Origin of the sequence: Streptomyces sp. AB3(2024) (genome assembly GCF_041862025.1) — a bacterium.
Taxonomy (GTDB): Bacteria; Actinomycetota; Actinomycetes; order Streptomycetales; family Streptomycetaceae; genus Streptomyces.
On record NZ_JBGWAB010000024.1, the window covers coordinates 1 to 25340 of the forward strand.

Genomic DNA, 25340 nt, shown 5'->3' on the forward strand with positions numbered 1-25340 from the left:
GCCCCCGCCGGGGACACCCCGCCCGCCGCCGCTCCCGGGTGGCCGGCGCCCCCCGCCCGGCCCGCGTCCCGCCCGGCCCCCGACTCCTTCTACGAGGAGTTCACCGCCCGCGGCTACGACTACGGCCCGCACTTCCGCGGCTTCCGCGACGGCTGGCGCGACGGCACCGCCGTCCACGCCGAAGTGGCCCTGCCCCCGCAGACCCGCGAGGGCTCCGCGGGCTTCGGCATCCACCCGGCGCTCCTCGACGCGGCGCTCCAGGCGATGAGCCTCGGCGCGTTCTTCCCCGACGACGGCCGCGCCCGCATGCCGTTCGCCGTCCGCGGCGTCCGCCTGCACGCCGAGGGCGCCGACCGGCTGCGCGTCACCGTCACCCCCGCCGGCCCCGACGCCGTCACCCTGCGCTGCGCCGACGAGGACGGCCGCCCCGTCCTCGACGTGGACGAACTCCTCGTCCGCACCGTCTCCGACGAACAGCTCGCCGCCGCCGCGGGCCCCGCGGGCGCCCTGCGGGGCGGATCCCTCCACGAGGTGACCTGGCCGCGGCAGCACACCGCCGCGGCCCCGCCCGGACGCCGCATCGCCGTCGTCGGCGAGGACCACGCCAAGGTCCTCGCCGCCCTGGAGAGCACCGGCGGCCACGGCGACTGGTACCCCGACCTGGCCGCGCTGTTCGCCGACACCGACGCCGCCACCCCCGACAGCGTCGTCGTCTCCTTCCCCCAGCACCCCCGCCCCGAGGCCGCGACCGCCCACACCGTCACCCACCGGACCCTCGACCTCGCCCGGACCTGGCTGGAGGCCCCCGAACGGTACGCGCACACCGCCCTCACCCTCGTCACCCGCGGAGCCGTCGCCACCGCCCCCGACGAGCACGTCACCGACCCGGCCACCGCCACCCTGTGGGGCCTGATCCGCTCCGCCCAGTCCGAGGAACCCGGCCGCTTCGCCCTCCTCGACCTGGACCCGGCCGCCGTCGACGGCACCGCCCTGACCGCCGCCCTGGCCGGCACAGAACCCCAGCTCGCCGTCCGCGGCGCCGCCGTCCGCGCACCCCGGCTGGCCCGCGCCGGCACCACCGACCCCCGTACGGACCTCCTCGTACCGGACGCCGGCACCACCGCATGGCGGCTCGCCACCGACGGCGGCGGCACCCTCGAAGGCCTGCGCCTCGCCCCCGCCCCCGACACCCTGGCCCCCCTGGAGGAAGGCCAGGTACGGATCTCCGTACGGGCCGCCGGCATCAACTTCCGCGACACCCTCATCGCGCTGGGCATGTATCCCGGAGAAGCGGCCGTCATGGGAGCCGAGGGCGCCGGCGTCGTCACCGAGGTCGGACCCGGCGTGAGCACCCTCACCCCCGGAGACCGCGTCCTCGGCATGTGGACCGGCGGATTCGGCCCGTACGCCGTCGCCGACCACCGCATGGTCGCCCCGGTCCCGGCCGGCTGGACCTACGCCGAAGCCGCCTCCGTCCCCGCCGTGTTCCTCACCGCCCACTACGCGCTGACCCGCCTGGCCCGGGCCACCCCCGGCCAGTCCCTGCTCGTCCACGCGGCCGCCGGCGGCGTCGGCATGGCCGCCCTGCAACTGGCCCGCCACCTCGGCCTCACGGTCCACGCCACCGCGAGCACCGGCAAGTGGGACACCCTGCGCGGCCTGGGCCTCACCGACGACGCCATCGCCGACTCCCGCACCACCGGCTTCGCCGACGCCTTCCTCGCCCGTACCGCGGGCCGCGGCGTCGACATCGTCCTCAACTCCCTCGCCGGGGAATTCGTCGACGCCTCCCTGCGCCTCCTGCCCCGCGGCGGCCACTTCCTCGAACTGGGCAAGGCCGACGTCCGCGACCCGCAGACCGTCGCCGCCGCCCACCCCGGCACCCACTACCAGGCCTTCGACCTCGTCCAGGCCGGCCCCGAAACGGTCGGGGAGATGCTCCGCGAACTCCTCGCCCTGTTCGAGGCGGGCGTGCTGCGGCCCCTGCCGCTGACCGTCCACGAGGTGCGCCGCGCCCGCGAGGCGTTCCGCACCCTCAGCCAGGCCCGCCACACCGGAAAGCTCGTCCTGACCATGCCGCCCGCCTTCGGGCCCCACGGCACGGTCCTCGTCACCGGGGGCACCGGCACCCTCGGCAGCGCCGTCGCCCGCCACCTCGTCACCGCACACGGCGTACGCCACCTCGTCCTCGCCGGCCGGCAGGGCCCCGAAGCCGAAGGCGCCGCCGAACTCGCCGACGAACTCACCGGGCTCGGCGCCCGCGTCACCGTACGGGCCTGCGACGCGGCCGACCGCGACCAGCTCGCCGCGCTGCTCGCCGCCGTCCCCGCCGCCCACCCGCTGACCGCGGTCGTCCACACCGCCGGCGTCCTCTCCGACGGCACCCTGGCCACCCTCACCCCCGAAACCCTCGACACCGTCCTGCGTCCCAAGGTCGACGCCGTACTCCACCTCCACGACCTCACCAAGGACCTCGACCTGTCGGCGTTCGTCCTCTACTCCTCCTCGTCCGCGCTGTTCGGCAGCCCCGGCCAGGGCGGCTACGCGGCCGCCAACGCCTTCCTCGACGCGTTCGCCGACCACCGCCGCTCCCTGGGACTGCCCGGCGTCTCCCTCGCCTGGGGCCTGTGGTCCGCCAACAGCCGCATGGCCGGCCACCTCGACCAGAGCGGCATGCACCGCCGTCTCGCCCGGGGCGGCGTCATGCCCCTCACCGACGCCGAGGGCCTCGCGCTCTTCGACGCCGCCCAGACCCTCGACACCCCCCTCCAGGTCCCGATCCGCCTCAACCCTGCGGCCCTGCGCGCCGCCGGACCCGTCCCCCCGTTCCTCAGCGCCCTCGTCGGCGCGACCGACGCCCCCGGCGGCCCCCGGCAGACCGGCGGACCCACCGGCACCCTCGCCGAACGCCTTCCGGGCGTGCCCGTCGAGGAGCAGGAAGAACTGCTCCTCGACGCCGTACGCGCCCACGCCGCAGCCGTCCTCGGCCACGGCGGCCCCGAGGGCATCACCGTCGACCGCGCCTTCAAGGAACTCGGCTTCGACTCCCTCACCGCCGTCGAGATGCGCAACCGGCTCGCCGCCGACACCGGGCTGCGCCTGGCCGCGACCCTGGTCTTCGACCACCCCACCCCGGCGGCCCTCGCCGAACACCTGCACCGCGCCCTCGCACCGCGGGACGACACCGCGGCCACCCCGGCCGCCGATGCCCGCGGCACCTCCGTCATGGCGGAACTCGACCGCCTGGAGGCCCTCTTCGGATCCCTGTCCGGCCAGGCCGCGCACGGCGCCGCGGGCCCCGACGAAGCCGCCCACAAGGAGATCGCCAACCGGCTCGCGGCCCTCACCGGCCTGTGGAACGGCATCGGCGGCACGAACGGCACGAACGACACCACCGGGGGCACCGGGCCCTCGGACCCCGGCGGATCCGTCGCCGTGTCCCTGGAGGACGCCGACGACGACGAGATCTTCGCATTCATCGACGAGCGGTTCTGAACCGCACAGCACGTGACGGGTGACGAGACATGGCGAACGAAGACAAGCTCCGCGAATACCTGAAGCGGGCCACGACCGAACTGCACCGCACCAGCGAACGCCTCAAGGACCTGGAATCCCGGGCGCACGAGCCGATCGCGATCGTCGGCATGGCCTGCCGCTTCCCCGGCGGTGTCGACAGCCCCGAGGCCCTGTGGAAGCTGGTCTCCTCCGGCACCGACGCGGTCTCCCCCTTCCCGGGGGACCGCGGCTGGGACGTCGAGGGCCTCTACGACCCCGACCCCGACGCGGCCGGCCGCTCCTACTGCCGCGAAGGCGGCTTCCTGGACGCGGCGGGCGCCTTCGACCCCGCCTTCTTCGGCATCTCCCCGCGCGAGGCGCTGGCCATGGACCCTCAGCAGCGGCTGCTGCTGGAAACCTCCTGGGAAGCCCTCGAACGGGCCGGAGTCGACCCCCGGTCCCTGCACGGCAGCCGCACCGGCGTGTTCGTCGGCGCCTGGGACGGCGGCTACACCTCCGGCGTCCACGCGCCGTCCGCCCAGCTCGAAGGCGACCTGCTCACCGGCAGCGTCGTCAGCTTCACCTCCGGCCGCATCGCCTACACCCTCGGCCTGGAAGGCCCCGCGGTGACCGTCGACACGGCCTGCTCGTCCTCCCTGGTCGCCCTGCACCAGGCCGCCCAGTCCCTGCGCCGCGGCGAGTGCGACCTCGCCCTGGCAGGCGGCGTCACCGTCATGTCGACACCCGCCGTCTTCGTCCAGTTCTCCCGCCAGCGCGGTGTGGCCACCGACGGCCGCTGCAAGGCCTTCTCGGACTCCGCGGACGGCTTCGGCCCCGGGGAGGGCGCCGGGATCCTGCTCGTCGAACGGCTCTCCGACGCCGTGCGCAAGGGACACCGCGTCCTGGCCGTCCTGCGCGGCTCCGCCGTCAACCAGGACGGCGCCAGCAACGGCCTCACGGCGCCCAGCGGCGCCGCACAGCAGCGCGTCATCCGCCAGGCCCTCGCCGACGCCCAGGTCACCGCCGCCGACGTCGACGCGGTCGAGGCCCACGGCACCGGCACGAAGCTGGGCGACCCGATCGAGGTCCAGGCCCTCATGGACACCTACGGCAGTGCCCGAGGGGTCGAACAGCCTTTGTGGCTGGGGTCGTTGAAGTCGAACATCGGGCATGCGCAGGCGGCTGCGGGTGTGGGTGGTGTCATCAAGATGGTGATGGCGCTGGAGCACGGTGTGCTGCCGCGGACGTTGCATGTGGGTGTGCCGTCTTCGGAGGTGGATTGGGCGGCGGGTGCGGTTGAGCTGCTGGCCGAGGAGCGTGTGTGGCCTGAGGTGGGGCGTGTGCGGCGTGCGGGGGTGTCGTCCTTCGGTGTGAGCGGGACGAACGCACACGTGATCCTGGAGCAGGCTCCGGTTCGGGTGGAGGAGCCGGCGGGGGAGGCGCGTGAGCTGCCCGTCGTCCCGCTGGTGGTGACGGGCAGGACGGCGACGGGCCTGCGTGACCAGGTGGAACGCCTGCGTACCCACATGGAGGTGGAGCGGGAGCCTGCGCCGCGTCCGCTGGACGTGGCGTGGAGCCTGGTCACGGGCCGTTCGATGCTGGAACACCGCCGGGTGGTCCTCGGCGGTACGACCGTCGAGGGTGTGGCGGGGTCGTTCGGTCGTCGGGTGTTGGTGTTTCCGGGTCAGGGGACGCAGTGGGTGGGGATGGGTGCGGGTCTTCTTGACTCTTCCCCGGTGTTTGCGGGGCGGTTGCGGGAGTGTGCCGATGCCCTGGCGCCGTTCGTGGATTTTGATGTGGTGGAGGTGGTGCGGGAGGGGCGTTCGCTGGAGCGGGTGGATGTGGTCCAGCCCGTGACGTGGGCGGTGATGGTTTCCCTCGCCGAGGTGTGGCGTTCGCTGGGTGTGGTGCCGGATGCGGTGGTGGGGCATTCGCAGGGTGAGATTGCCGCTGCTGCCGTGTCGGGTGCGTTGTCCCTCGGGGATGCGGCTCGGGTGGTGGCGTTGCGTGCGCAGGTGATCGGGCGTGAGTTGGCCGGTCTGGGGGGTATGGCGTCGATTCCGTTGCCGTTGGCGGTTGTTGAGGCGCGGTTGGAGGCGTGGGCGGGCCGGTTGGGTGTGGCTGCGGTGAACGGTCCGTCGAGCACGGTCGTGGCGGGGGACGCCGATGCGGTGGCCGCGTTCGTCGCGGAGGCGGTGGAGGAGGGGATCCGGGCCCGTCAGGTGCCCGTCGACTACGCCTCCCACTCCGCGCACGTCGAGCGGATCGAGGCCGAGCTGTTGGACGTCCTCGGGCCGATCGTGCCGCGCAAGGCGGACATCCCCTTCTACTCGACCGTGACCGGGGGCCTCCTGACGGAGATCCTCCTCGATGCCGGGTACTGGTACCGCAACCTGCGCCACCCCGTCCGCTTCGAGGACACCGTGCGCAAGCTGATCGCCAAGGGGTTCGGGACGTTCGTCGAGTCCAGCGCGCACCCCGTCCTCACCATCGGGATCCAGGAGACCGCCGACGCGGCCGGTGCCGAGGTCGTCACCACCGGCTCGCTCCGCCGTGACGAAGGCGGACTCCAGCGGTTCCTCACCTCCGCCGCCGAGCTCTTCGTGCGCGGCACCGACATCGACTGGGCGCGCCTCTTCGAGGGCACCGGCGCCCGCCCCGTCGACCTGCCCACCTACGCCTTCCAGCAGCGGCACTACTGGCTGGAGCCCTCGACCCCGGCCGCGTTCCGGGCCCCGGAGGCGCCCGGCGTCGACGGGTGGCGGTACCGGGCCGGGTGGAAGAAGCTGCCGGGCCGTGAGCTTCCGGCCCGGCTGGACGGGACCTGGCTGCTGGTGATCGCCGACGCACTCCCGTCCGGCCTGGCCGACGAGGCGGAGGCGGCCCTCGTGCGGCACGGCGCCCGCGTCGAGCGGTTCGCCCTCGACGCGGCGACCGCCACCCGTGCCGCCCTGGCCGCCTCACTCGCCCGGCACACCGCCCCGGCCGGGATCCTCTCCCTCCTCGGCACGGGCGAACTCCCGTACCCCGAGACGTCCGACGTGCCCCTGGCCGTGGCCGGTACCACCCTGCTCGCCCAGGCAGCCGTAGACGCGGGCCTCACGGCCGGGATCTGGGCCCTCACCCGGGGCGCCGTCGCCGTCTCGCCGGGCGAACTCCCGCACTCCGCCGGAGCCCAGCTCTGGGGTCTCGGACGCGGGATCGCCCTGGAGCACCCCCGCCTGTGGGGCGGGCTCGTGGACCTGCCCGAGGCCCCCGACCGGCGCGCCTGGCAGCAGTTGGCCGCCGCCCTGACCGGCACCACCGGCGAGGACCAGATCGCCGTACGGGCCTCCGGCACCTATGGGCGCCGGCTCGTCCCGGCGGACCGTACGCCCGTCCGCCGGACCTACGCTCCGCGCGGCACGGTCCTGGTGACCGGGGGGACCGGGGCCCTCGGCGCGCACGTCGCGCGCTGGCTCGCAGCGCAGGGCGCCGGGCACCTCGTCCTGACCAGCCGCCGGGGCGCCGGGGCGCCGGGTGCCGAGGAGCTGGCCGCCGAACTGCGTGCGCTCGGCGCCGAGGTGACCCTCGCCGCCTGCGACGTCTCCGACCGGAGCGCGCTCGCCGCCCTCCTCGACGCCCACCCCCCGACGGCCGTCTTCCACACCGCGGGCGTCCCGCACTCCGAGACCTTCCTCGACACCGGCACCGACTCCCTCGCGGCCGTGTACGGGGGCAAGGTCGCCGGGGCCCGCCACCTGGACGAACTCACCCGCTCCCGCGGCCTGGAACTGGACGCCTTCGTGCTCTACGCCTCCGGGGCCGGCGTATGGGGCAGCGGCGGCCAGAGCGCCTACGGCGCCGCCAACGCGGCCCTGGACGCGCTCGCCGAGCGACGCCGGGGCGAGGGCCTCACCGCCACCTCCGTGGCCTGGGGCCTGTGGGGCGGCGCGGGCATGGGCGAAGGCGCCGGGGAGGAGTTCCTCAGCAGCCGGGGACTGCGCGCCATGGACCCCGCCGAGGCCGTCCGCGCCCTCGGCCGCGCCCTCGACCGCGACGACGTGTGCGTGGCCCTCGCCGACATGGACTGGCCGCTGTTCGCGAAGGGGTTCACCACCTTCCGGCCCAGCCCGCTCATCGGGGACCTGCCCGGCGTACGCGAGGCCACGGCGGGCCCGGAGGCCGACGGGCCCGCCGATGACGGGCTGCCCGAGCTGCTCGCCGCGGCCGACCCGGCCGAACGGTACGAGATCGTCCTGGACCGGGTGCGCGCGGCCGTCGCCGCCGTCCTCGGCCATGCGGGGCCCGAGGACGTCGACCCCGAAGGGGCCTTCAAGGACATCGGGTTCAGCTCCCTGACCGCGGGCGAGCTCGCCGTCCGCCTCAGCGGCGCCACCGGACGCAAACTGCCCCCGACCCTGGTCTTCGACCACCCCACGGCCTCCGCCGTCGCCGCCCACCTGGTGGACCTGCTCGCGCCGCGGACCCCCGAGGGCGTGGCGGAGCCCGAGGAGGCGCGGATCAGGGCCGCACTGGCGGCCGTACCGCTCGACGTGCTGCGCGGGGCGGGACTGCTCGACACCCTCCTCGCGCTGGCCCCCGGGGCATCGGCAACGCCGGTACTCCAGCAGGGCTCGGGCGGCGTCGCCTTCGATCGGGTCGGCCACGGTCACGGCGGGGGCGGCGCCGACGGCGATGCCGTCGACCTGATCGACGCGCTCGACGAGGACGCCCTGATCGAGCTGGCCCTGCGGGACGCCGCCGCCTGACCCGGCGTCCCGCCCGTACCACCCGCCCCACCCAGAGAGGGATCCACCGATGGCCATGTCCTCCGAGAAGCTCATGGAGGCGCTCCGCACCTCGCTGAAGGAGACGGAGCGCCTGCGCCGGCGCAACCGGGAGCTGACCGAGGCCGCGCACGAGCCGGTCGCGGTGGTCGGCATGGCCTGCCGCTACCCCGGGGCCGACTCCCCGGAGGACCTCTGGGACCTGGTGGCCGCCGGGCGGGACGCCGTCACCCCCTTCCCCCGGGACCGGGGCTGGGACCTGGAGGGCCTCTACGACCCGGACCCGGACGCGGAGGGCACCACCTACTGCGCCGAGGGCGGCTTCCTCGCGGGCGCCGCCGACTTCGACGCCTCCTTCTTCGGCATCTCGCCCCGCGAGGCCGTCGTCATGGACCCCCAGCAGCGGCTGCTGCTGGAGGTGTCCTGGGAGGCGCTGGAGCGCTCCGGCCTGGACCCGCGCTCCCTGCGCGGCACCGGCACCGGCGTGTACGTCGGTGCCGCCCACGCCGAGTACGCCACCGACCTGGACCGGGTCCCCGAGGGATCGGAGGGCTACCTCCTCACGGGCAGCGCGGACGCCGTGCTGTCCGGGCGGATCTCCTATGCCCTCGGTCTCGAAGGCCCCTCCATGACCGTCGAGACGGCCTGCTCCTCCTCGCTGGTCGCCCTGCACCTCGCGGTGGCGGCGCTGCGGCGCGGCGAGAGCGCACTGGCGCTGGCCGCAGGCGTCGCCGTCATGCCCGACGCGGCGGCCTTCGTGGAGTTCTCGCGGCAGAAGGGACTGGCCGCCGACGGCCGGTGCAAGGCCTTCTCGGCGGACGCGGACGGGACCGGCTGGGCCGAGGGCGTCGGCGTCCTCGTCCTCGAACGGCTCTCCGACGCCCGGCGCAACGGGCACCCCGTCCTCGCCCTGGTCCGCGGCTCCGCCGTCAACCAGGACGGCGCCTCCAACGGCCTCACCGCCCCCAACGGCCCCTCCCAACAGCGCGTCATCCGCCAGGCCCTGGCGGACGCCGGCCTGGAGCCGCACGAGGTGGATGCCGTCGAGGCGCACGGCACCGGCACCCGCCTCGGCGACCCCATCGAGGCCCAGGCGCTGCTCGCCGTCTACGGAACCGGCCGTCCCGACGGCCGGCCGCTGCGGCTCGGGTCGCTGAAGTCCAACATCGGGCACGCCCAGGCCGCCGCCGGTGTGGGCGGGGTCATCAAGACCGTCCAGGCGCTGCGGTACGGGCTGCTGCCCAAGACCCTGCACGCCGCGACGCCCACCCCGCACGTCGACTGGTCGGCCGGCGGGGTCCGGCTGCTGACCGAGCCCGTCCAGTGGCCCGCCGGTACCCGCACGCGCCGGGCCGGGATCTCCGCCTTCGGCGTCGGCGGCACCAACGCCCATGTGATCGTCGAGGAGGCACCCCGCAGCGCGCCCCCGGCGGCCGTTCCCACCGGCGCGCCCCCGGCGGCCGTTCCCGCCGGAGCCCCCGACCGTGCGCCGGCCGCCGGAGCGCCGCCGCTCGTCCCGTGGTTCGTCTCCGGCCGCTCCGAAGCCGCCCTGCGCGCCCAGGCCGGCCGGCTGCGCGACCACCTCGTCACCGCCGAACCCGACGCCCTCGGCATCGGCCACGCGCTGGCCGCCACCCGTACCGCCTTCGAACACCGGGCCGTCGTCCTCGGGACCACGTACGCGGAACTCGCCCGCGGCCTCGACGCCCTCGCCGACGGCGTGCCCTCCCCCTCCGTGGTGACGGGCGTGCGGCGCCGCGAGGCGAAGACCGCGTTCCTCTTCACCGGACAGGGCAGCCAGCGCACCGGCATGGCCCGCGCCCTGCGCGCCGCGCACCCCGTGTTCGCCCGCGCGGTCGACGCCGTGGCCGAACGGCTCGACCCGCACCTGGACCACCCCCTGTCCACGGTCCTCGACGCCGCACCCGGCAGCCCCGAGGAGGAACTGCTCCACCGCACCCGGTACGCGCAGGCCGCGCTGTTCGCCGTGGAGGTGGCCCTGTTCCGGCTGCTCGAACACTGGGGCATGCGGCCCGACGTCCTCCTCGGCCACTCCGTCGGCGAGATCGCCGCCGCCCACGTCGCGGGTGTCCTCGACCTCGACGACGCCTGCGCCCTCGTCGCGGCCCGCGGCCGGCTGATGCAGGCCCTGCCCGCCGGAGGCGCCATGCTCTCCGTACGCGCCACCGAGGACGAGGTGGACGAACTGCTCGCGGACCTCGGCGGTGTCGCGGTCGTCGCCGCCGTCAACGGCCCCCGCTCCGTGGTCGTCTCCGGCACCGAGGAAGCCGTCGGGAAGATCGGGGCGGCGCTCGCCGGGCGCGGCAGGAAGACCAAGCGGCTCACCGTCAGCCACGCCTTCCACTCCCCGCTCATGGACCCCATGGTGGAAGAGTTCCGCACCTTCGCCGACGGCCTCACCTACCGCGCCCCCCGCATCCCCGTGATCTCCAACGTCACCGGCCGGCGCGCCACCGGCGGGGAACTGCGCGACGGCTCCTACTGGGCCGGCCACGTCCGCACGGCCGTACGCTTCGCCGACGGGGTGCGCGCCGCACACGCGATGGGCGTCACCACCTACGTCGAACTCGGCCCCGACGGCGTGCTGTGCGCGATGGCGGAGGAGACCCTCGCCGCGATCCCGGCCGGCACGCCAGGGGACGAGCCCGTCCTGGTCCCCCTGCTGCGCCGCGGCCGCCCCGAGGGCGAGACCCTGGTGCGCGCCGTGGCCGTCGCCGCGAGCCGGGGCGCCGCCGTCGACCGGGCCCGCCTCTTCGAGGGGACCCCCGCCCGGCCCTTCCCGCTGCCGGTGTACGCCTGGCAGCACCGGCGGTTCTGGATCGCCTCCGGCCCCCGGGGCCGCGGCCCGGCGGCGGGCGGCACCCGCCGCCACCAGGTCACCTGGCAGCCGCTGCCCGCCCCGCACCCGGGCCCCGAGCCCCTCACCGGCACCTGGCTGCTCGTCGAACCCGCGCCGGGCGACTCCGCCTCCGCGGCCCCCTTCGCCGCCGCCGCCCTACGGGCCCTGACCGCGCGCGGGGCCGTCGTACGCCGGCTGGCCGTCGACGCGGACCGGACCGACCGGGCCGCCCTGGCCGAGGCCCTGCGGGCCGCCGCGGCCGATCCGGCCGCACCCGTCGCGGGCGTCCTCTCCCTGCTGGCGGCCGACGAACGGGAACGGGCCGCCACCGGCGCCGTCCCGGCCGGGGTCCGGGCGAACCTGGCCCTCGTCCAGGCCCTGGCGGACACGTCCCCGACCACCCGCCTGTGGTGCGCGACCCGGTCGGCCGTCGCCCTCACCCCCGGCGAACGCCCTCGCCAGGCGGCCGCCCAGCTGTGGGGGCTCGGCCGGGTCGCGGCCCTCGAACTCCCCGCCCTGTGGGGCGGCCTGGCCGACCTGCCCGAGCACGCCGACGACGCCGACTGGCGGATCCTCGCCGCGGCCCTCGGCGGCCCCGAGGACCAGATCGCCGTCCGCGGCGGCCGGGCGTACGGGCGCCGCCTGACGTCCGCCCCCGCGCCCCGCGCGCAGCGCCCGTACCGTCCCTCCGGCACCGTCCTGATCACCGGGGGCACCGGCGCCCTGGGCGGTCATCTCGCCCGCCGGCTCGCCGCCGAGGGCGCCGCGCACCTGCTGCTCGTGGGCCGGCGCGGCCGCCGCGCCCCCGGGGCCGACGTCCTGGAGGCCGAACTCCTCGCCCTCGGCGCCAAGGTGACCTTCGCCGCCTGCGACCTCGCCGACCGGGCCGCGCTCGCGGACCTCCTCGACGGGGTGCCCGCCGACGCCCCGCTCACCGCCGTCTTCCACGCGGCGGGCGTCCCCCAGGTCAGCCCGCTGACGGAGGCCGTCCCCGCGACCTTCGCCGACGTCTACGCGGGCAAACTGGACGGGGCCCGCCACCTGGACGAACTCACGCGCACCCACGCCCTCGACGCGTTCGTCCTGTACTCCTCGGGCGCGGGCGTCTGGGGCAGCGCCGGCCAGTGCGCGTACGCCGCCGCCAACGCCGGACTCGACGCCCTCGCCCTGCGCCGCCACGCCGAGGGCCTGCCCGCCACCTCCGTCGCCTGGGGCCTGTGGGGCGGCGGCGGCATGGGCGACGGCGAGGGCACCGCCTACCTGGCCCGGCGCGGCGTACGGCCCATGGATCCGCAGGACGCGCTGACCGCGCTGTTCCGGGAGATCGGCGGCGGCGGGGCCACCGCCACGGTCACCGACACCGACTGGGAACGTTTCGCCGACGGCTTCACCGCGTACCGGCCCAGCCCCCTGCTGACCTCGCTGATCCCCGCCGCACCGGGCGGCGTACCGGCTGCACCCGGCGGCGTACCCGCCGCCGCGGACCCGGTGACCGGCGCACCCGTCCCCCGGGACCCGCGCCGGGACCTCGCCGCGTTGCCCCCGGCCGAGCGGCACGCCGCCCTCCTCGGCCTGGTGCGCGCCGAGGCCGCCGCCGTCCTGGGACACGCGGACGCCGCAGAGGTCGAACCCGACGCCCGCTTCACCCTCATCGGCTTCGACTCGCTCGCCGTCACCCACCTGCGGCGCCGCCTGGTGGGCGCCACCGGACTCGACCCGGCCCCCGAGGCCTTCTCGGACCACGAGACCCCGGCCGCCCTCGCCGGCCACCTCCTGGACCTCCTGCGGGCCGGCCCCGACGGCCCGCAGGACGGCCCCGACGCCACGCCCCGGCCCGGCACCGGCACCCTCGCCGCCCTGTACCGGGACGCGGTCCGCGACGGCCGGATCGCCGAAGCCGTCGCGGCGTTCGGCGCCGTCGCCGCCCTGCGCCCCGTCTTCACCCGTGAACGGCCCCCGCGCGTACGACCCGTACCCCTCGCACAGGGCCCGGACGGCGTCGGTGACGGGCCGCTGCTCATCGGCGTCGCGGGCACCGCGGCCGTCTCCGGTCCCGCGGAGTTCGCCGCCCTCGCGGCGGCCCTGGCGGGCCGTCGCACCGTCGTCGCCCTGCCGCAGCCCGGATTCCGGCCCGGGGAGGAACTCCCCGACTCCCTGTACGCCCTGTGCGCGGCCCACGCCGAGGCCGTCGCCGAGCTGGCGGCGGGCCGGCCGTTCGCGCTCGTCGGCCACTCCGCGGGAGCCAACGCCGCGCACGCGCTCGCCCGCCACCTGGAAGCCCGGGGGGACGGCCCCGCCGCCCTCGTGCTCGCCGACGTCTACACCCCCGGCGCGCCCGGCGCGATGGGCGTCTGGCGGGACGTCATGCTGCGCTGGGCCATGGACCGCAGCCCCGTACCGCCCGACGACACCCGGCTCACCGCCATGGGCGCCTACCACCGGCTGCTCCTCGGCTGGACGCCCGGGCCCACCCGCGCCCCGGTCCTGCACCTGCGCGCCACCCTGCCCATGGCCGACTGGACCGACCCGGACGAGGACTGGCGGTCCGTCTGGGACACCGCCCACACCGTCACGGACGTCCCCGGCAACCACTTCACGATGATGACCGAGCACGCCCCGGCCACGGCCCGTGCCGTCGACGGCTGGCTGGACGCGCTGTTCGGCGGCAACCGACGACGAGGAGAGGCATGACCTCCGAGACGCTGAACGGGGGAGCGCCGGCCCGGGACACCGCCCGCCGCGCCCGCGGGAACCAGCTCACCCGCGCCGCCCAGTGGTTCGCGGGCATCGAGGACGACCCCTACGGCCTCGTCCTGCGGGCCGGCGACGAGGACCCGTACCCGTACGAGGAGCGGGTCCGCGCCCTCGGCCCCCTGTACCACAGCACCCTCCTGGACACCTGGGTCACCGCCGATCCGGCCGTCGCGCGACAGGTCCTGGGCGACCCCGCCTTCGAGGGGCCCGGCCCCGCCGACGCGACCGGGGGCGGCGACCCGCTGCCCTACCGCAGCCCCGCCCTCACCCCGGAGCGGGCGGACGCCGCGCGGCTGGGCGCCCTCACCGCCTTCGGCGGGCCCCTCCTGCGGGCCGGGGACCCGGCGTCCGTCGAGCGGCGGACCGACGCGGCGGCCCGTACGCTCCTCGCCGGACTCGGCCCGCGCTTCGACCTCGCCGAGGACTTCGCCCGGCCCCTCGTCGGCCGCGTCCTCGCCGCGGAACTCGGTCTGCCCGAAGCCGTCCACGGGGACTTCGTCCGCCACCTGTCCGGCTGCCGCCACGCCCTGGACGGCCTGCTGTGCCCCCAGACCCACGCCGTCGCCGAGTCCGGCGAGGCCGCCGAACGCTCCCTGGCCGCCCTCCTCGCCGAGGCCCTGCCCGGAGCCCTGCCCGAAGCCGAAGCCGAAGCCGGTGCCGGTGCCGACCGCGCCGACGCCGACCGCGCCGACGTCCTGCGTGCCGCGCTGGCCCTGGCCGTGAGCTGCGCCGAACCCACCGCCGTCCTGCTCTCCCACGCCGTCGGCCGGCTGCTCGCCGGGCCGGGCGGCCGGCTCGGTCCGGCCGCCCTCCCCGAAGGAGCCGCCGCCGCCATCGCCTCGACCCTGCACGACGCACCGCCGGTACGGCTGCGGACCCGTACCGCCCGCGAGGCCGTCACCCTCGCCGGGCACGAGCTGCCCGCCGGGGCCCGGGTCACGGTCCTGGTCGCCGCCGTCGCCCGCGACCCGCGGGCCGCGGCAGACGGTCCGCCCCCCGGCCTCCCGGCCGACCCGTACCCCGGGCCGGGCGCCCACCTCGTCGGGGCCGTCGCCCGCGCCGCCCTGCGCGTCCTCGCCGCAACCCGTCCCGGGCTGCGCGCGGCCGGCGCTGCGGTCGTTCGTCCGCGCTCGCCCGTACTGCGCGCCCCGGCCCTGCGGCCGGTCGCCGCCGATCCCGCCGATCCCGCCGACGGAACCGAGGAGGAGACGCTGCCGTGCGCGTCCTGATCACGTGCTTCGCGCACAACACGCACTACTACAACCTGGTCCCGCTGGCCTGGGCGCTGCGCGCCGCCGGACACGAGGTACGGGTCGCCAGCCAGCCCGCCCTCACCGAGGTGATCAACGGGTCGGGGCTGACGGCGGTACCCGTCGGAGACCTCGACTCCATCGTCGAGCTGATGACCCGGATCGGCGGCGACCCCACCCCCTACCAGCAGGGCCTCGACTTCGCCGAGACCCGCGGCGGTCCGCTGGGTTGGGAGCACGCCCTCGGGCAGCAGACCATGATGACGGCCATGTCGTTCGCTCCGCTCAACGGCGACACGACCATCGACGACCTGGTCGCCTACGCGCGGTCCTGGCGGCCCGACCTCGTCCTGTGGGAACCCTTCACCTACGCCGGGCCGATCGCCGCGCACGTCGTCGGCGCCGCCCACGCCCGCCTGCTGTGGGGGCCCGACGTCATCACCCACGCGCGCCGGCAGTTCCTCGAACTGAGCGCCACCCGGCCCGAGGAGCTCCGCGAGGACCCCATGGCCGAGTGGCTCACCTGGACCCTGGAACGGTTCGGCCCCGCCCCCGACGCCGCCGCCGTCGAGGAGCTCATCGGCGGGATGTGGACCATCGACCCGGCCCCCGAGGCCCTGCGCCTGCCGGTGCCCGGCGAGGTCCTGCCGGTCCGCTACGTCCCGTACAACGGGCCGTCGGTGATCCCCGGCTGGCTGCACGCCCCGCCGGACCGGCCCCGGGTCTGCGTCACCCTCGGCGTGTCGGCGCGCGAGACCTACGGCCGGGACGCCGTCCCCTTCGAGGAACTCCTGCACGCCCTCGGCGACATCGACGCCGAGATCGTCGCCACCCTCGACGCGAGCCAGCTCCAGGACCGCGACGCGCTGCCCGCCAACATCCGGGCCGTCGACTTCGTCCCCATGGACGCCCTGCTGCCCACCTGCTCCGCCGTCGTCCACCACGGCGGCGCGGGCACCGGCTACACCGCCACCTTGCACGGCGTGCCGCAGATCATCGTCGGCTCCCTGTGGGACGCCCCGCTGAAGGCGCGACTCCACGCCGAACAGGGCGCCGGCATCGACCTGCCCCCCGCCAAGCTGGACGCCGCCACCCTGCGCGACGCCGTCGTACGGGCCCTCACGGACCCCTCCATCGCCGCGGCCGCCCGCCGGCTGCGCGAGGAGGTCCTGGCCGCGCCGTCACCCGCCGCGCTCGTCCCCACCCTGGAACGGCTCGCCGCCCGCCACCGGGCCGCCGCCCGCTCCGCTTCCCCCACCGCTCCCCGCCCCGGCCAAGGAGACCCGACGTGACCACCGCCACCGCCCCTGCCACCGCCCGACCGGACGACGGCTACACGGGCGGCATCGCCCGCCTCTACGACCTCGTCCACCAGGGCAAGGGCAAGGACTACGCCCGCGAGGCCGCCGACCTCGCGGACCTGGTGACCTCCCACGTGCCCGGCGCCCGCAGCCTGCTCGACGTGGCCTGCGGCACCGGACTGCACCTCGAACACCTGACGGCCGCCTTCGACACCGCCGAGGGCCTCGAACTCTCCCCCGACATGCGGGAGATCGCCGTCCGCCGCAACCCCGGTGTCCCCGTACACCCCGGCGACATGCGCGACTTCGCGCTCGACACCACCTATTCGGCCGTCACCTGCATGTTCAGCTCCATCGGCCACATGCGCGACCAGGCCGAACTCGACGCCGCGCTCGCCCGTTTCGCCGCCCACCTCGAACCGGCCGGCGGGGTCGTCGTCATCGAACCCTGGTGGTTCCCCGAGACCTTCACCCCCGGCTACATCGGCGCGTCCGTGGTGGAGGCCGAGGGCAAGACCATCTCCCGCGTCTCGCACTCGCGCCTGGAGGACGACGCCACCCGCATCGACGTCCACTACCTCATCGCCGAACCCGGCCGCGACATCACCCACCTGAGCGAGAGCCACCGCATCACCCTCTTCACCCGCGCCGCCTACGAACTGGCCTTCACCCGCGCCGGACTGGCCGTGGAGTTCCAGGAGGGCGGCCCCTCCGGGCGCGGCCTCTTCACCGGCGTCCGGGCCTGACCCGGCCGTGCCCGGCCTGACCCGGCCGCGCCCTGATCCGGGAGATCCTCCCGCCGGGCGCGGGCGCGGTCGACACCACGGCCGGGTTCCCGCCGGAGCCGCTCCCTCCCGAGGAACGGGCGGCCCGCCGGGCCGCCGCCCAGCGGCCCGCGCGGGGACCGAGGTGGCCCGGCCCGCCGCCTGAGATCCGCCGGAGCCCCGGCCGAGGTCCGCTCGCGGCCCACCGGAAGGCGGCAGTCCGCGCGCGCCCCGTACGGCATCCCCGCGGAGCGGACGGCCGCCCGTACCGGACGGCCGGGGCCGCTCCCCGCGCGAACCGGTCAGCCTACGACCGGGGCGGGGCACGGGCCAAGGTGGCGCGGGCACCCGGTGAAGGCCCCGCCGGGACCGCCGGAGGTGCTCCGGCCACCACCCGGCCGGGCGGCCGCGAAGGCCCGAAGTCCGGTTGACGCCCCTTCTCGGCGGACGTTACGTTCCCGGCCACCGAACAGATCGGCCGATTTCGTCCCAGGGGGGTAGCGATGACGGGGGAGGACTCCACGACCGAGGACGACGTACTGCGCGTCCTCGAACTCCTGGCGGGCGAGGCGCCCGCCCGCGCCTACGACCAGCTCCTCGCCGGTGCCCGCTCCGGCACCGGTGCCGGAGCCGGAGCCGCGCGCACCGAACGGCTGGAACGTGCCACGTTCCTGGCCCGCGAGGTCAGCGCCCTCTTCGAACGGCGCAGCCGGCGCGAGGCCGAACTCGCCGCCCTCGTCGACGCCGCACGCGACCTCAGCAGCCCGGGGAGTCTCGACGAGACCCTGCGCCTGATCACCCGCCGGGCCCGCCTCATGACCAACATGGACCTCGCCTGCACCGTCCTGGTCGACGAGGACACCGGCGACGCCACCCTCACCACCGCCGACGGCGCGGTCAGCGCCCTCACCGTCGGCTACCGCATACCCGCCGGGGCCGTGCCCGCCGCCGTTCCCGGCGAACCGCCCGCCCCCTTCTGGACCGCCGACCACCTCGCCGACGACCGCACCACCCACGCCACCGCCCTCGACGAGGTCCTGCACGCCGAGGCCCTGCAGGCCGTGCTCGGCGTCCCGTTGTGCGCCGACGGCCGTCACATCGGACACCTGTACGTCGCCGCGCGCGGCATCCACCACTTCACCCCCGACGAGGTCGCCCTCATGCGCTCCCTCGCCGACCTCTCCGCCAGCGCCGTCCGCACCGCCCGGACCCTGGAGGGCGTCCGTACCGCCAACGCCGAACTGGCCCGTGCCGACGGGCGGGTGCGCGCCTCCCTCAGCGAGGCCCTGCGCGCCCACCGGGTCCAGAACGACCTGGCCAAGCTCGTCCTGGACGGCCTCGGCCTGGACGCGCTCCTCGCCCGCGCCGCGGCGGACCTCGGCGGCAGCCTGGCCGTCCGCGGCGAGGGCGGCGAACGGCTCGCCGAACACGGCCGCCTGCCGCGCACGGACGATGCGGAACTGGCCCGCGTCCGGCTCAACGCGGCGGCCACCGGCGTCGCCTGCCCGCTGTCCGACGGCACCTGGGTCGTCCCGCTCTCCGTGCGCTCGCAGGACATCGGCTGCCTGCTCTTCCACCCGGCCGCCGGCGCCGGGGCGCCCGCCGACCAGCTCCTGGTCTCCTACGCCCGTACGGTGTCGCTGCTGCTCGTCGTACAGCGCTCCGGCGCGGTCGAGGGGCAGGTCCGCGACGACCTGCTGGCCGACCTCACCACCTGGGACGGGCCGCCCGAGCGGCTCGTCGAACGGGCCAGCCGGTTCGCCGCCGAACTGCACCGCCCGCACGTCGTGGTCGTCGCGGACCCGCAGACCGGGGCCACCGACCTCGTGGAGAGCTGGGCCGGCGGCTACGTCCGCCACCGGCGCGGCATGAAGACCGTCCAGTCCGGCCGACTGGTCCTGCTGCTGCCCGGCGAGGACGCGGCGGCCGTCGCCGAGGAGGTCCGCGCCGCCCTCGCCGCCGCGACCGGCACGCAGGTCACCGCCGGGGCCTGCGGTCCCACCCGGGGTGCCGACGCCGTCCACACCGCCTACCAGCAGGCCGTGCGCTGCCTCCAGGCCCTCGTCGCCCTCGGCGGGACCGGCCGCTCCGCCGCCGCGCGCGACCTCGGCTTCCTCGGCATGCTCCTCGCCGGGGACCACGACGTCGCCGGATTCGTCGAACGCACCCTGGGCCCGCTCCTCGACCACGACGCGGAACGCTTCGGCAACCTGGTCGAGACCCTGGAGGGCTGGTTCAGCGCCGCGGGCAGTCCCACCCGCGCGGCCGAGATCCTCTACGTCCACCCCAACACGGTCTCCCGCCGCCTGGAGCGCATCACCCAGCTGCTGGGCCGTGACTGGCAGCATCCGGACCAGGCACTGGAACTCCAGCTCGCCCTGCGGCTGCAACGGGCGCGCACCTGCCTCGACCCCGAACCCGTCGGCCCCCCTGCAACGGAGCGGACGTGACCTGCCCGCCCCCCAGGTGCAGGCCGCCGCCCAGCAGCCGCGAGGCGTGCGCCAGCGACACCAGCGTCGCGTGCCGGTGCCAGCCGTGGTACGAACGCCCCTCGAAGTCCAGGGCCCCCACCGACAGGCTCGTCCCGCGGAAGTCGGCGTCGGCCCGCCCGATCAGCCGGCCCAGCCCCAGCAGGGCGCCCCGGCCGGCCCCCGACATGCCGGTCAGCCACAGCTCCGCCACCTCCCGGCGGTCCGGATCCCACACCCCGACCAGGGTCAGCGCCGACGGTCCGGGCGGCCCGCCGGGCAGCCGCACGGGCAGCAGCCCCACCAGCGAGGTCCGGGTGTGCCCCGGCCACGCCGGGTCGTGCCACTGCACGGGGCGCCGCTGGGAGCGCGCCAGTTCCGCGAGCCCGCCCGCCGACCCGGCCACCGCCCGGCTGCGGCCCGCCGACAGGCTCGGCGCCAGCAGCCCCGTACCGGCTCCCACCCGGATCAGGAACGGCAGCCGAGCCCGGGAGAACGCCTCCACCAGCGGCAGCACGCCCTCCTCCCGGGCGTCCGCCACCACCGGCAGCGCGGAGGCACCCCATCCGGCCGTCTCCAGCACCATGTCCACGGCCAGCGCCCCCGCCGTGCGCTGATCCGCCGAGTCCTCCGGAATCGCGGCCCGCCGGCGCAGCTCCGTGTCGTCCAGCCAGTCGCCGCTCAGCGACAGCCGCCAGTTGACGGGCGCCGCGCCCGCGCCCGAGGCCAGCCACAGCCCGTATCCGTGCTGGCTGTTGACCACCTGCCCCAGCTGCGGGACGAACCGCCGGCCCACGCCCACCGAATGACGGCCCGTCTTCGGGATCACCAGCGGCCGCACCACCCAGGCACGCGGCGCGAGCAGCCGTTCCAGCCCGGCCGTCAGCTCCGCCCGCAGCGGCGACCAGTCCCAGGTGGAACAGCTGATGAAGTGGTGCAGGCTCTGCTCCGCCGAGCGGCGGCCCGTGGTCGCGGCGAGATTGCGCATCGTCTTGCGGCCGGGGGTGTTCAGCAGCCCGTGCACGTAGAGCTCGCCCTTGTGACGCTGGTCCCGGCGGCGAAGCGACCCCAGCACCGACGTGCACAGCGCCCGCACCTCCGCGGACTGGTCACGTGTCGGGGTCTCGGCTTCCACCGGGCGGATGGCCCTCATGGCGCTCCTCGCATTCTGCACCCCGGACGTGGGGGCCGGGGCAGGTCATTGGGTCCCTCCACCGTCACCCGCGTACCGGCCGGCGCCCAGGTAGGCCGGAACCACACTTCCCGGCGCCGCCCGGGGTGGCCGCCCGGTCCCGGCTCCCCGCCGCCGCGTACCGCCCCGGGTGGTGACCCGGCCACCACCCGGGGCCCGCCGGAGCCCGTACGGGGCCCCGCGGGCGCCCTCCGCGGCGCCCGCCGCGGGCAGCCGACCCCCACGGATCCCTTTCCCCGCACGGCCGAACACCACCGGAACCGCGTACTCCGAACAGTGTGGCCGGGGAACCTCGCCCCCCGGGCGGATCTCCGGAAGCGTGGAGGTGCGCGTACCCGGCGCCCGTCCCGGGGCAGCCGCGCGCCCACACCCAGGGAGACCACATGCCGTCCCGCACGCCAGGGGACCCGATACCCCGCCTCCGCAGCAGACTCCGCAGCCGCGGGCGGCGGGGCCCGCGCCGGGCCGCTCGCGTGCTCGCCGTCTGCGCGGCGCTCTTCTGCACCGGCAGCCTCCTCACCCCGGCCGCCGGCCACGCCGCCGGGGCCGCCACCGAGGGCAGCCCCCGCGTCCGGGCGCTGGTCGCGCGGATGACCCTCGACGAGAAGCTGTCCTTCGTCCACTGGACGGCCGGTCCCACCGGCGGCCCCCTCGCCCGCGGCGTCGGCTACCTGCCGGGCGTGCCCCGCCTCGGGATACCGCCGCTCCAGGCCTCCGACGGCCCCGTCGGGGTCCGCCTCAACGGGGTGCGGGCCACCGCGCTGCCCACCCCGACCGCCCTCGCCGCGACCTTCGACGACTCCCTCGCCACCGCCTACGGCACCGTCCTCGGCCACGAGGGCCGCGCCCTGGGCCAGGACGTGGTCCTCGGACCGATGGTCAACACCATCCGGGTGCCCCACGGCGGCCGCAACTTCGAGACGTTCAGCGAGGACCCCCTCGTCACCTCCCGCACCGCCGCCGCCCAGATCAAGGGCATCCAGAGCCAGGGCCTGATGGCCACGGTCAAGCACTTCGCGGGCAACAACCAGGAGACCGACCGCTTCACCGTGGACGCCTCCATCGACGAGCAGACCCTCCAGGAAGTCGAACTCCCCGCCTTCCGCAGCGCCGTCGACGCCGGTGCCGCCGCCGTCATGTGCTCCTACAACGGCGTCAACGGCACCCCCTCCTGCGGCAACGACCAGCTCCTGCAGAAGGTCCTGCGCGAACAGTGGGGCTTCAAGGGGTGGGTGATGTCCGACTGGCTCGCCACCCACGCCACCACCGACCTGAACAAGGGCCTGGACCAGGAACTCGGCCTGGAGATGGGCAAGCCCACCGACCCGGTCCCCGACGCCAGGCACTTCGGCGCCGCCCTGCGCGCCGCCCTGCGCGACGGCACCGTCCCCCAGGCCGCCCTCGACCGCTCCGTCACCCGCATCGTCGGGCAGATGGAACGCTTCGGCCTCCTCGACGCCGCCCGCCCGCGCCCCGCGCGCGACGCGCAGGCCGGCCGCGACACCGCCCGCCGGATCGCCGAGAACGGCGCCGTCCTGCTGCGCAACACCACCGTCGCAGGCCGCCCGGCCCTGCCCCTCACCGGCCCGGCCGGCTCCGACCTCGCCGTCATCGGCGACAGCGCCCTGCGCCCCAAGGTGTCCGGCCTGGGCAGCGCGCACGTGGTGCCCGACGGTGCCGGGGCACCCCTGGACGCCCTGCGCGAACGGGCCGGATCCGGCGCCACCGTCCGCTACGAGCCGGGTGTCGACCGCCTCGGCACACCGCTCACCGCCGAGCAGCTCAGCCCCGCGTTCACGGGCGGCAGGCAGCTCGACCCGGGCGGCGACCGCACCTTCTACGACGGCACCCTGACCGTCCCCGCCGACGGTGACTACCGCATCGGCCTGCGCGTCGACGGGGGCCTGGCCGTCCTCCAGATCGACGGACAGAGCCCCGTATACGCGGCCGACTCCTTCAGCGACACCACCAGCGTCGTCCTGCGCCTGACCCGCGGCACGCACAAACTGTCCATGAACGGCTGGGCGTGGCCCGACCGCCCGCTGTCCGTCGACCTCACCTGGGTCACCCCGGAGCAGGCCGCCCGCGACCTCGACCGCGCCGTGGCCGCCGCGGCCGCCGCCCGGACCGCGGTCGTCTTCGTCCAGGACGAGGGCTCCGAGGGCTACGACCGCCCCTCCCTCTCCCTGCCGGACGGCCAGGACGAGCTCGTCACCGCCGTCACCCGCGCCAACCCGAACACCGTCGTCGTCCTCAACACCGGCTCCTCGGTGCTGATGCCGTGGCTCTCCGGCACCGCGGCCGTCCTCGACATGTGGTATCCGGGCCAGGAAGGGGCCCGGGCCACGGCGGCCCTGCTGTACGGGGACGCCAACCCCAGCGGCAAGCTCACCCAGACCTTCCCGGCCTCCGAGAGCGCCCAGCCGATGGCCGGGCACCCCGAGCGCTTCCCCGGCGTCGGCGGCAAGCAGACGTACAGCGAGGGCGTCAACGTCGGCCACCGCTGGTACGAACAGCAGGGCGTCGCCCCGCTCTTCCCCTTCGGGCACGGCCTGTCCTACACCACCTTCGACTACCGCGACCTGGTCGTGGAACGCACCGGCGCGGGCGCCGCCGTCCACGTCACCGTCCGCAACACCGGCTCCGTCGCGGGCAAGGAGGCGGTCCAGGTCTACCTGGGCCCCAGCGGCCTCGTCACCGCCCCGCAGGCCGTCCGCGCACTCGCCGCCTACACCAAGGTCTCCCTGGAGCCGGGCGAGGAGAAGCGCGTCACCCTGCCCGTCGACGCCCGCCGGCTCCAGTACTGGGACACCCGCGGGCACGCCTGGCAGAACGCCCCCGGCCCCCGCACGGTCACCGTCGGATCGTCCTCCGCGGACATCCGTCTCACCGGCCGTCTGAACCAGTGATCCACCCCACCCACCCCTTCTGAGAGGAAGCGCATGACCGCCACAGAGCAGCCCGGCACCACCACCCGCCCCATCGGCGCCGCCGACGCCATCGACGCCCGGGAGGAGACCGGACTGCGCCACGTCGCCGGCCTGTCGACCGAACTGCGCGACGTCGTCGAGGTCGAGCAGCGTCAGGTCCGCCTCGAACGCGTGGTGCTGGTCGGAGTGTGGACCTCCGGCTCGGCCGCGGAGGCCGAGAGCTCCCTCGCCGAGCTGGCCGCCCTCGCCGAGACGGCGGGCGCCCTCGTGCTCGACGGAGTCATCCAGCGCCGCGACAAGCCGGACCCGGCCACCTACATCGGCTCGGGGAAGGCGAAGGAACTGCGCGAGATCGTCGAGCGGACCGGTGCCGACACGGTGGTGTGCGACGGCGAGCTGAGCCCCTCCCAGCTGGTCCGGCTGGAGGAGTTCGTGCAGGTCAAGGTCGTCGACCGGACCGCCCTGATCCTCGACATCTTCGCCCAGCGGGCCACGTCCCGCGAGGGCAAGGCGCAGGTCGCGCTCGCGCAGATGCAGTACATGCTGCCGCGCCTGCGCGGCTGGGGCGCCTCGCTGTCCCGGCAGATGGGCGGCGGCGGCGCCGGGGGCGGCGGCATGGCCACCCGCGGCCCCGGCGAGACGAAGATCGAGACGGACCGGCGCCGGCTGCGCGACAAGATGGCCAAGATGCGCAGGGACATCGACGAGATGAAGACCGCACGCGACCTCAAGCGCCAGGAGCGCCGCCGCAACAAGGTCCCCTCGGTCGCCATCGCGGGCTACACCAACGCGGGCAAGTCCTCGCTGCTCAACCGGCTCACCGGGGCCGAGGTCCACGTCCAGAACGCCCTGTTCGCCACCCTCGATCCGACCGTGCGCCGGTCCGAGACGCCCGCCGGGCGGGCCTACACCCTGGCCGACACCGTCGGGTTCGTCCGCCACCTGCCCCACCAGCTCGTCGACGCCTTCCGTTCCACCCTGGAGGAGGTCGCCGAGGCGGACCTCATCCTGCACGTGGTCGACGGCTCGCACCCGGACCCGGAAGCCCAGATCGAGGCCGTGCGCGCCGTCGTCGGCGAGGTCGGCGGCGCCGGCGTGCCGGAGGTCGTCGTGGTCAACAAGGCCGACACCGCCTCCGCGCAGACCCTGGAGCGGCTGCTGGCGGCCGAGCCGGGAGCCGTCGTCGTCTCCGCCCGCACCGGGGAGGGAGTTCCCGAGCTGCTGGCCCGGATCGAGGCGGGGCTGCCGCACCCCGAGACCGAGATCGAGGTCCTCATCCCGTACACCGAGGGCCACCTGGTCGCGCGGATCCACTCCGACGGGGAGATCCTCGCCGAGAGCCACGAGGAGAGCGGAACCTTCCTGAAGGCCAATGTGGACGCCGCGCTCGCCGCCGAACTCGCCGGCTACGTCGCCTGACCCACCCCGCCCGCCACCGGCCCGGCCGGCACGCTTTCCGGCGTGCCGGCCGGGCCTTCCACATCTCCCCTTCGAGGAAAGTCGGGAGGGTGGCTGGATTTGTTCAGTCCGATGGGGAAGAGGGTCGCCATATCGCCG

The 25340-nt window shown here is 75.9% G+C and carries 9 protein-coding genes and 1 pseudogene; 9 read left to right on the forward strand and 1 reads right to left on the reverse strand.

All coding sequences use genetic code 11. The features are described from left to right. The 7 genes from ACEPPI_RS13100 to ACEPPI_RS13130 all read left to right on the forward strand — a co-directional run. A partial coding sequence (locus ACEPPI_RS13100; protein WP_373915402.1) for an SDR family NAD(P)-dependent oxidoreductase occupies positions 1 to 3495 on the forward strand: 3495 nt, incomplete at its 5' end. Between the two features lie 29 nt (positions 3496 to 3524). Next, positions 3525 to 8246, forward strand: coding sequence for an SDR family NAD(P)-dependent oxidoreductase (locus ACEPPI_RS13105; protein WP_373915403.1), 4722 nt, complete (start codon positions 3525 to 3527; stop codon positions 8244 to 8246). Positions 8247 to 8295: 49 nt separating this feature from the next. Next, complete coding sequence (locus tag ACEPPI_RS13110; protein ID WP_373915404.1) at positions 8296 to 13815, forward strand: SDR family NAD(P)-dependent oxidoreductase; 5520 nt, start codon at positions 8296 to 8298, stop codon at positions 13813 to 13815. After that, positions 13812 to 15107, forward strand: coding sequence for a hypothetical protein (locus ACEPPI_RS13115; protein WP_373915405.1), 1296 nt, complete (start codon positions 13812 to 13814; stop codon positions 15105 to 15107). The genes ACEPPI_RS13110 and ACEPPI_RS13115 overlap by 4 nt, the downstream gene beginning before the upstream one ends. Continuing rightward, positions 15095 to 16420: an activator-dependent family glycosyltransferase gene (locus ACEPPI_RS13120; RefSeq protein ID WP_373915406.1), complete on the forward strand. Its 1326-nt coding sequence runs from the start codon at positions 15095 to 15097 to the stop codon at positions 16418 to 16420. Before ACEPPI_RS13115 ends, ACEPPI_RS13120 begins: the two co-directional genes overlap by 13 nt. Further along, positions 16417 to 17175 carry a trans-aconitate 2-methyltransferase gene (locus ACEPPI_RS13125; RefSeq protein ID WP_373915407.1) on the forward strand — a complete coding sequence of 253 codons (759 nt, stop codon included), beginning with the start codon at positions 16417 to 16419 and terminating at the stop codon, positions 17173 to 17175. The genes ACEPPI_RS13120 and ACEPPI_RS13125 overlap by 4 nt, the downstream gene beginning before the upstream one ends. Before the next feature lie 521 nt (positions 17176 to 17696). Continuing rightward, a complete protein-coding gene (locus ACEPPI_RS13130) occupies positions 17697 to 19643 on the forward strand; it encodes a helix-turn-helix domain-containing protein (protein WP_373915408.1) in 1947 nt (648 codons plus the stop codon). A 472-nt stretch (positions 19644 to 20115) separates the two neighbouring features. On the opposite strand, the pseudogene ACEPPI_RS13135 reads toward ACEPPI_RS13130, so the two are convergent. Further along, positions 20116 to 20814, reverse strand: a pseudogene (locus ACEPPI_RS13135) (IS701 family transposase); the annotation flags it as partial. Between the two features lie 422 nt (positions 20815 to 21236). Here ACEPPI_RS13135 and ACEPPI_RS13140 point away from each other — a divergent pair. Further along, positions 21237 to 23762, forward strand: coding sequence for a glycoside hydrolase family 3 protein (locus ACEPPI_RS13140; RefSeq protein ID WP_373915409.1), 2526 nt, complete (start codon positions 21237 to 21239; stop codon positions 23760 to 23762). A 33-nt stretch (positions 23763 to 23795) separates the two neighbouring features. Next, positions 23796 to 25202 (forward strand): GTPase HflX, encoded by a 1407-nt coding sequence (gene hflX / locus ACEPPI_RS13145; protein ID WP_373915410.1) that lies wholly within the window; start codon positions 23796 to 23798, stop codon positions 25200 to 25202. Positions 25203 to 25340 lie beyond the last annotated feature (138 nt).

Bases quoted from the DNA above. Each gene is read 5' to 3' on its own strand.
- ACEPPI_RS13105 (WP_373915403.1), top strand. From the start codon at position 3,525: ATGGCGAACGAAGACAAGCTCCGCGAATACCTGAAGCGGGCCACGACC.
- ACEPPI_RS13110 (WP_373915404.1), top strand. From the start codon at position 8,296: ATGGCCATGTCCTCCGAGAAGCTCATGGAGGCGCTCCGCACCTCGCTG.
- ACEPPI_RS13115 (WP_373915405.1), top strand. From the start codon at position 13,812: ATGACCTCCGAGACGCTGAACGGGGGAGCGCCGGCCCGGGACACCGCC.
- ACEPPI_RS13130 (WP_373915408.1), top strand. From the start codon at position 17,697: ATGACGGGGGAGGACTCCACGACCGAGGACGACGTACTGCGCGTCCTC.
- ACEPPI_RS13140 (WP_373915409.1), top strand. From the start codon at position 21,237: ATGCCGTCCCGCACGCCAGGGGACCCGATACCCCGCCTCCGCAGCAGA.
- hflX (WP_373915410.1), top strand. From the start codon at position 23,796: ATGACCGCCACAGAGCAGCCCGGCACCACCACCCGCCCCATCGGCGCC.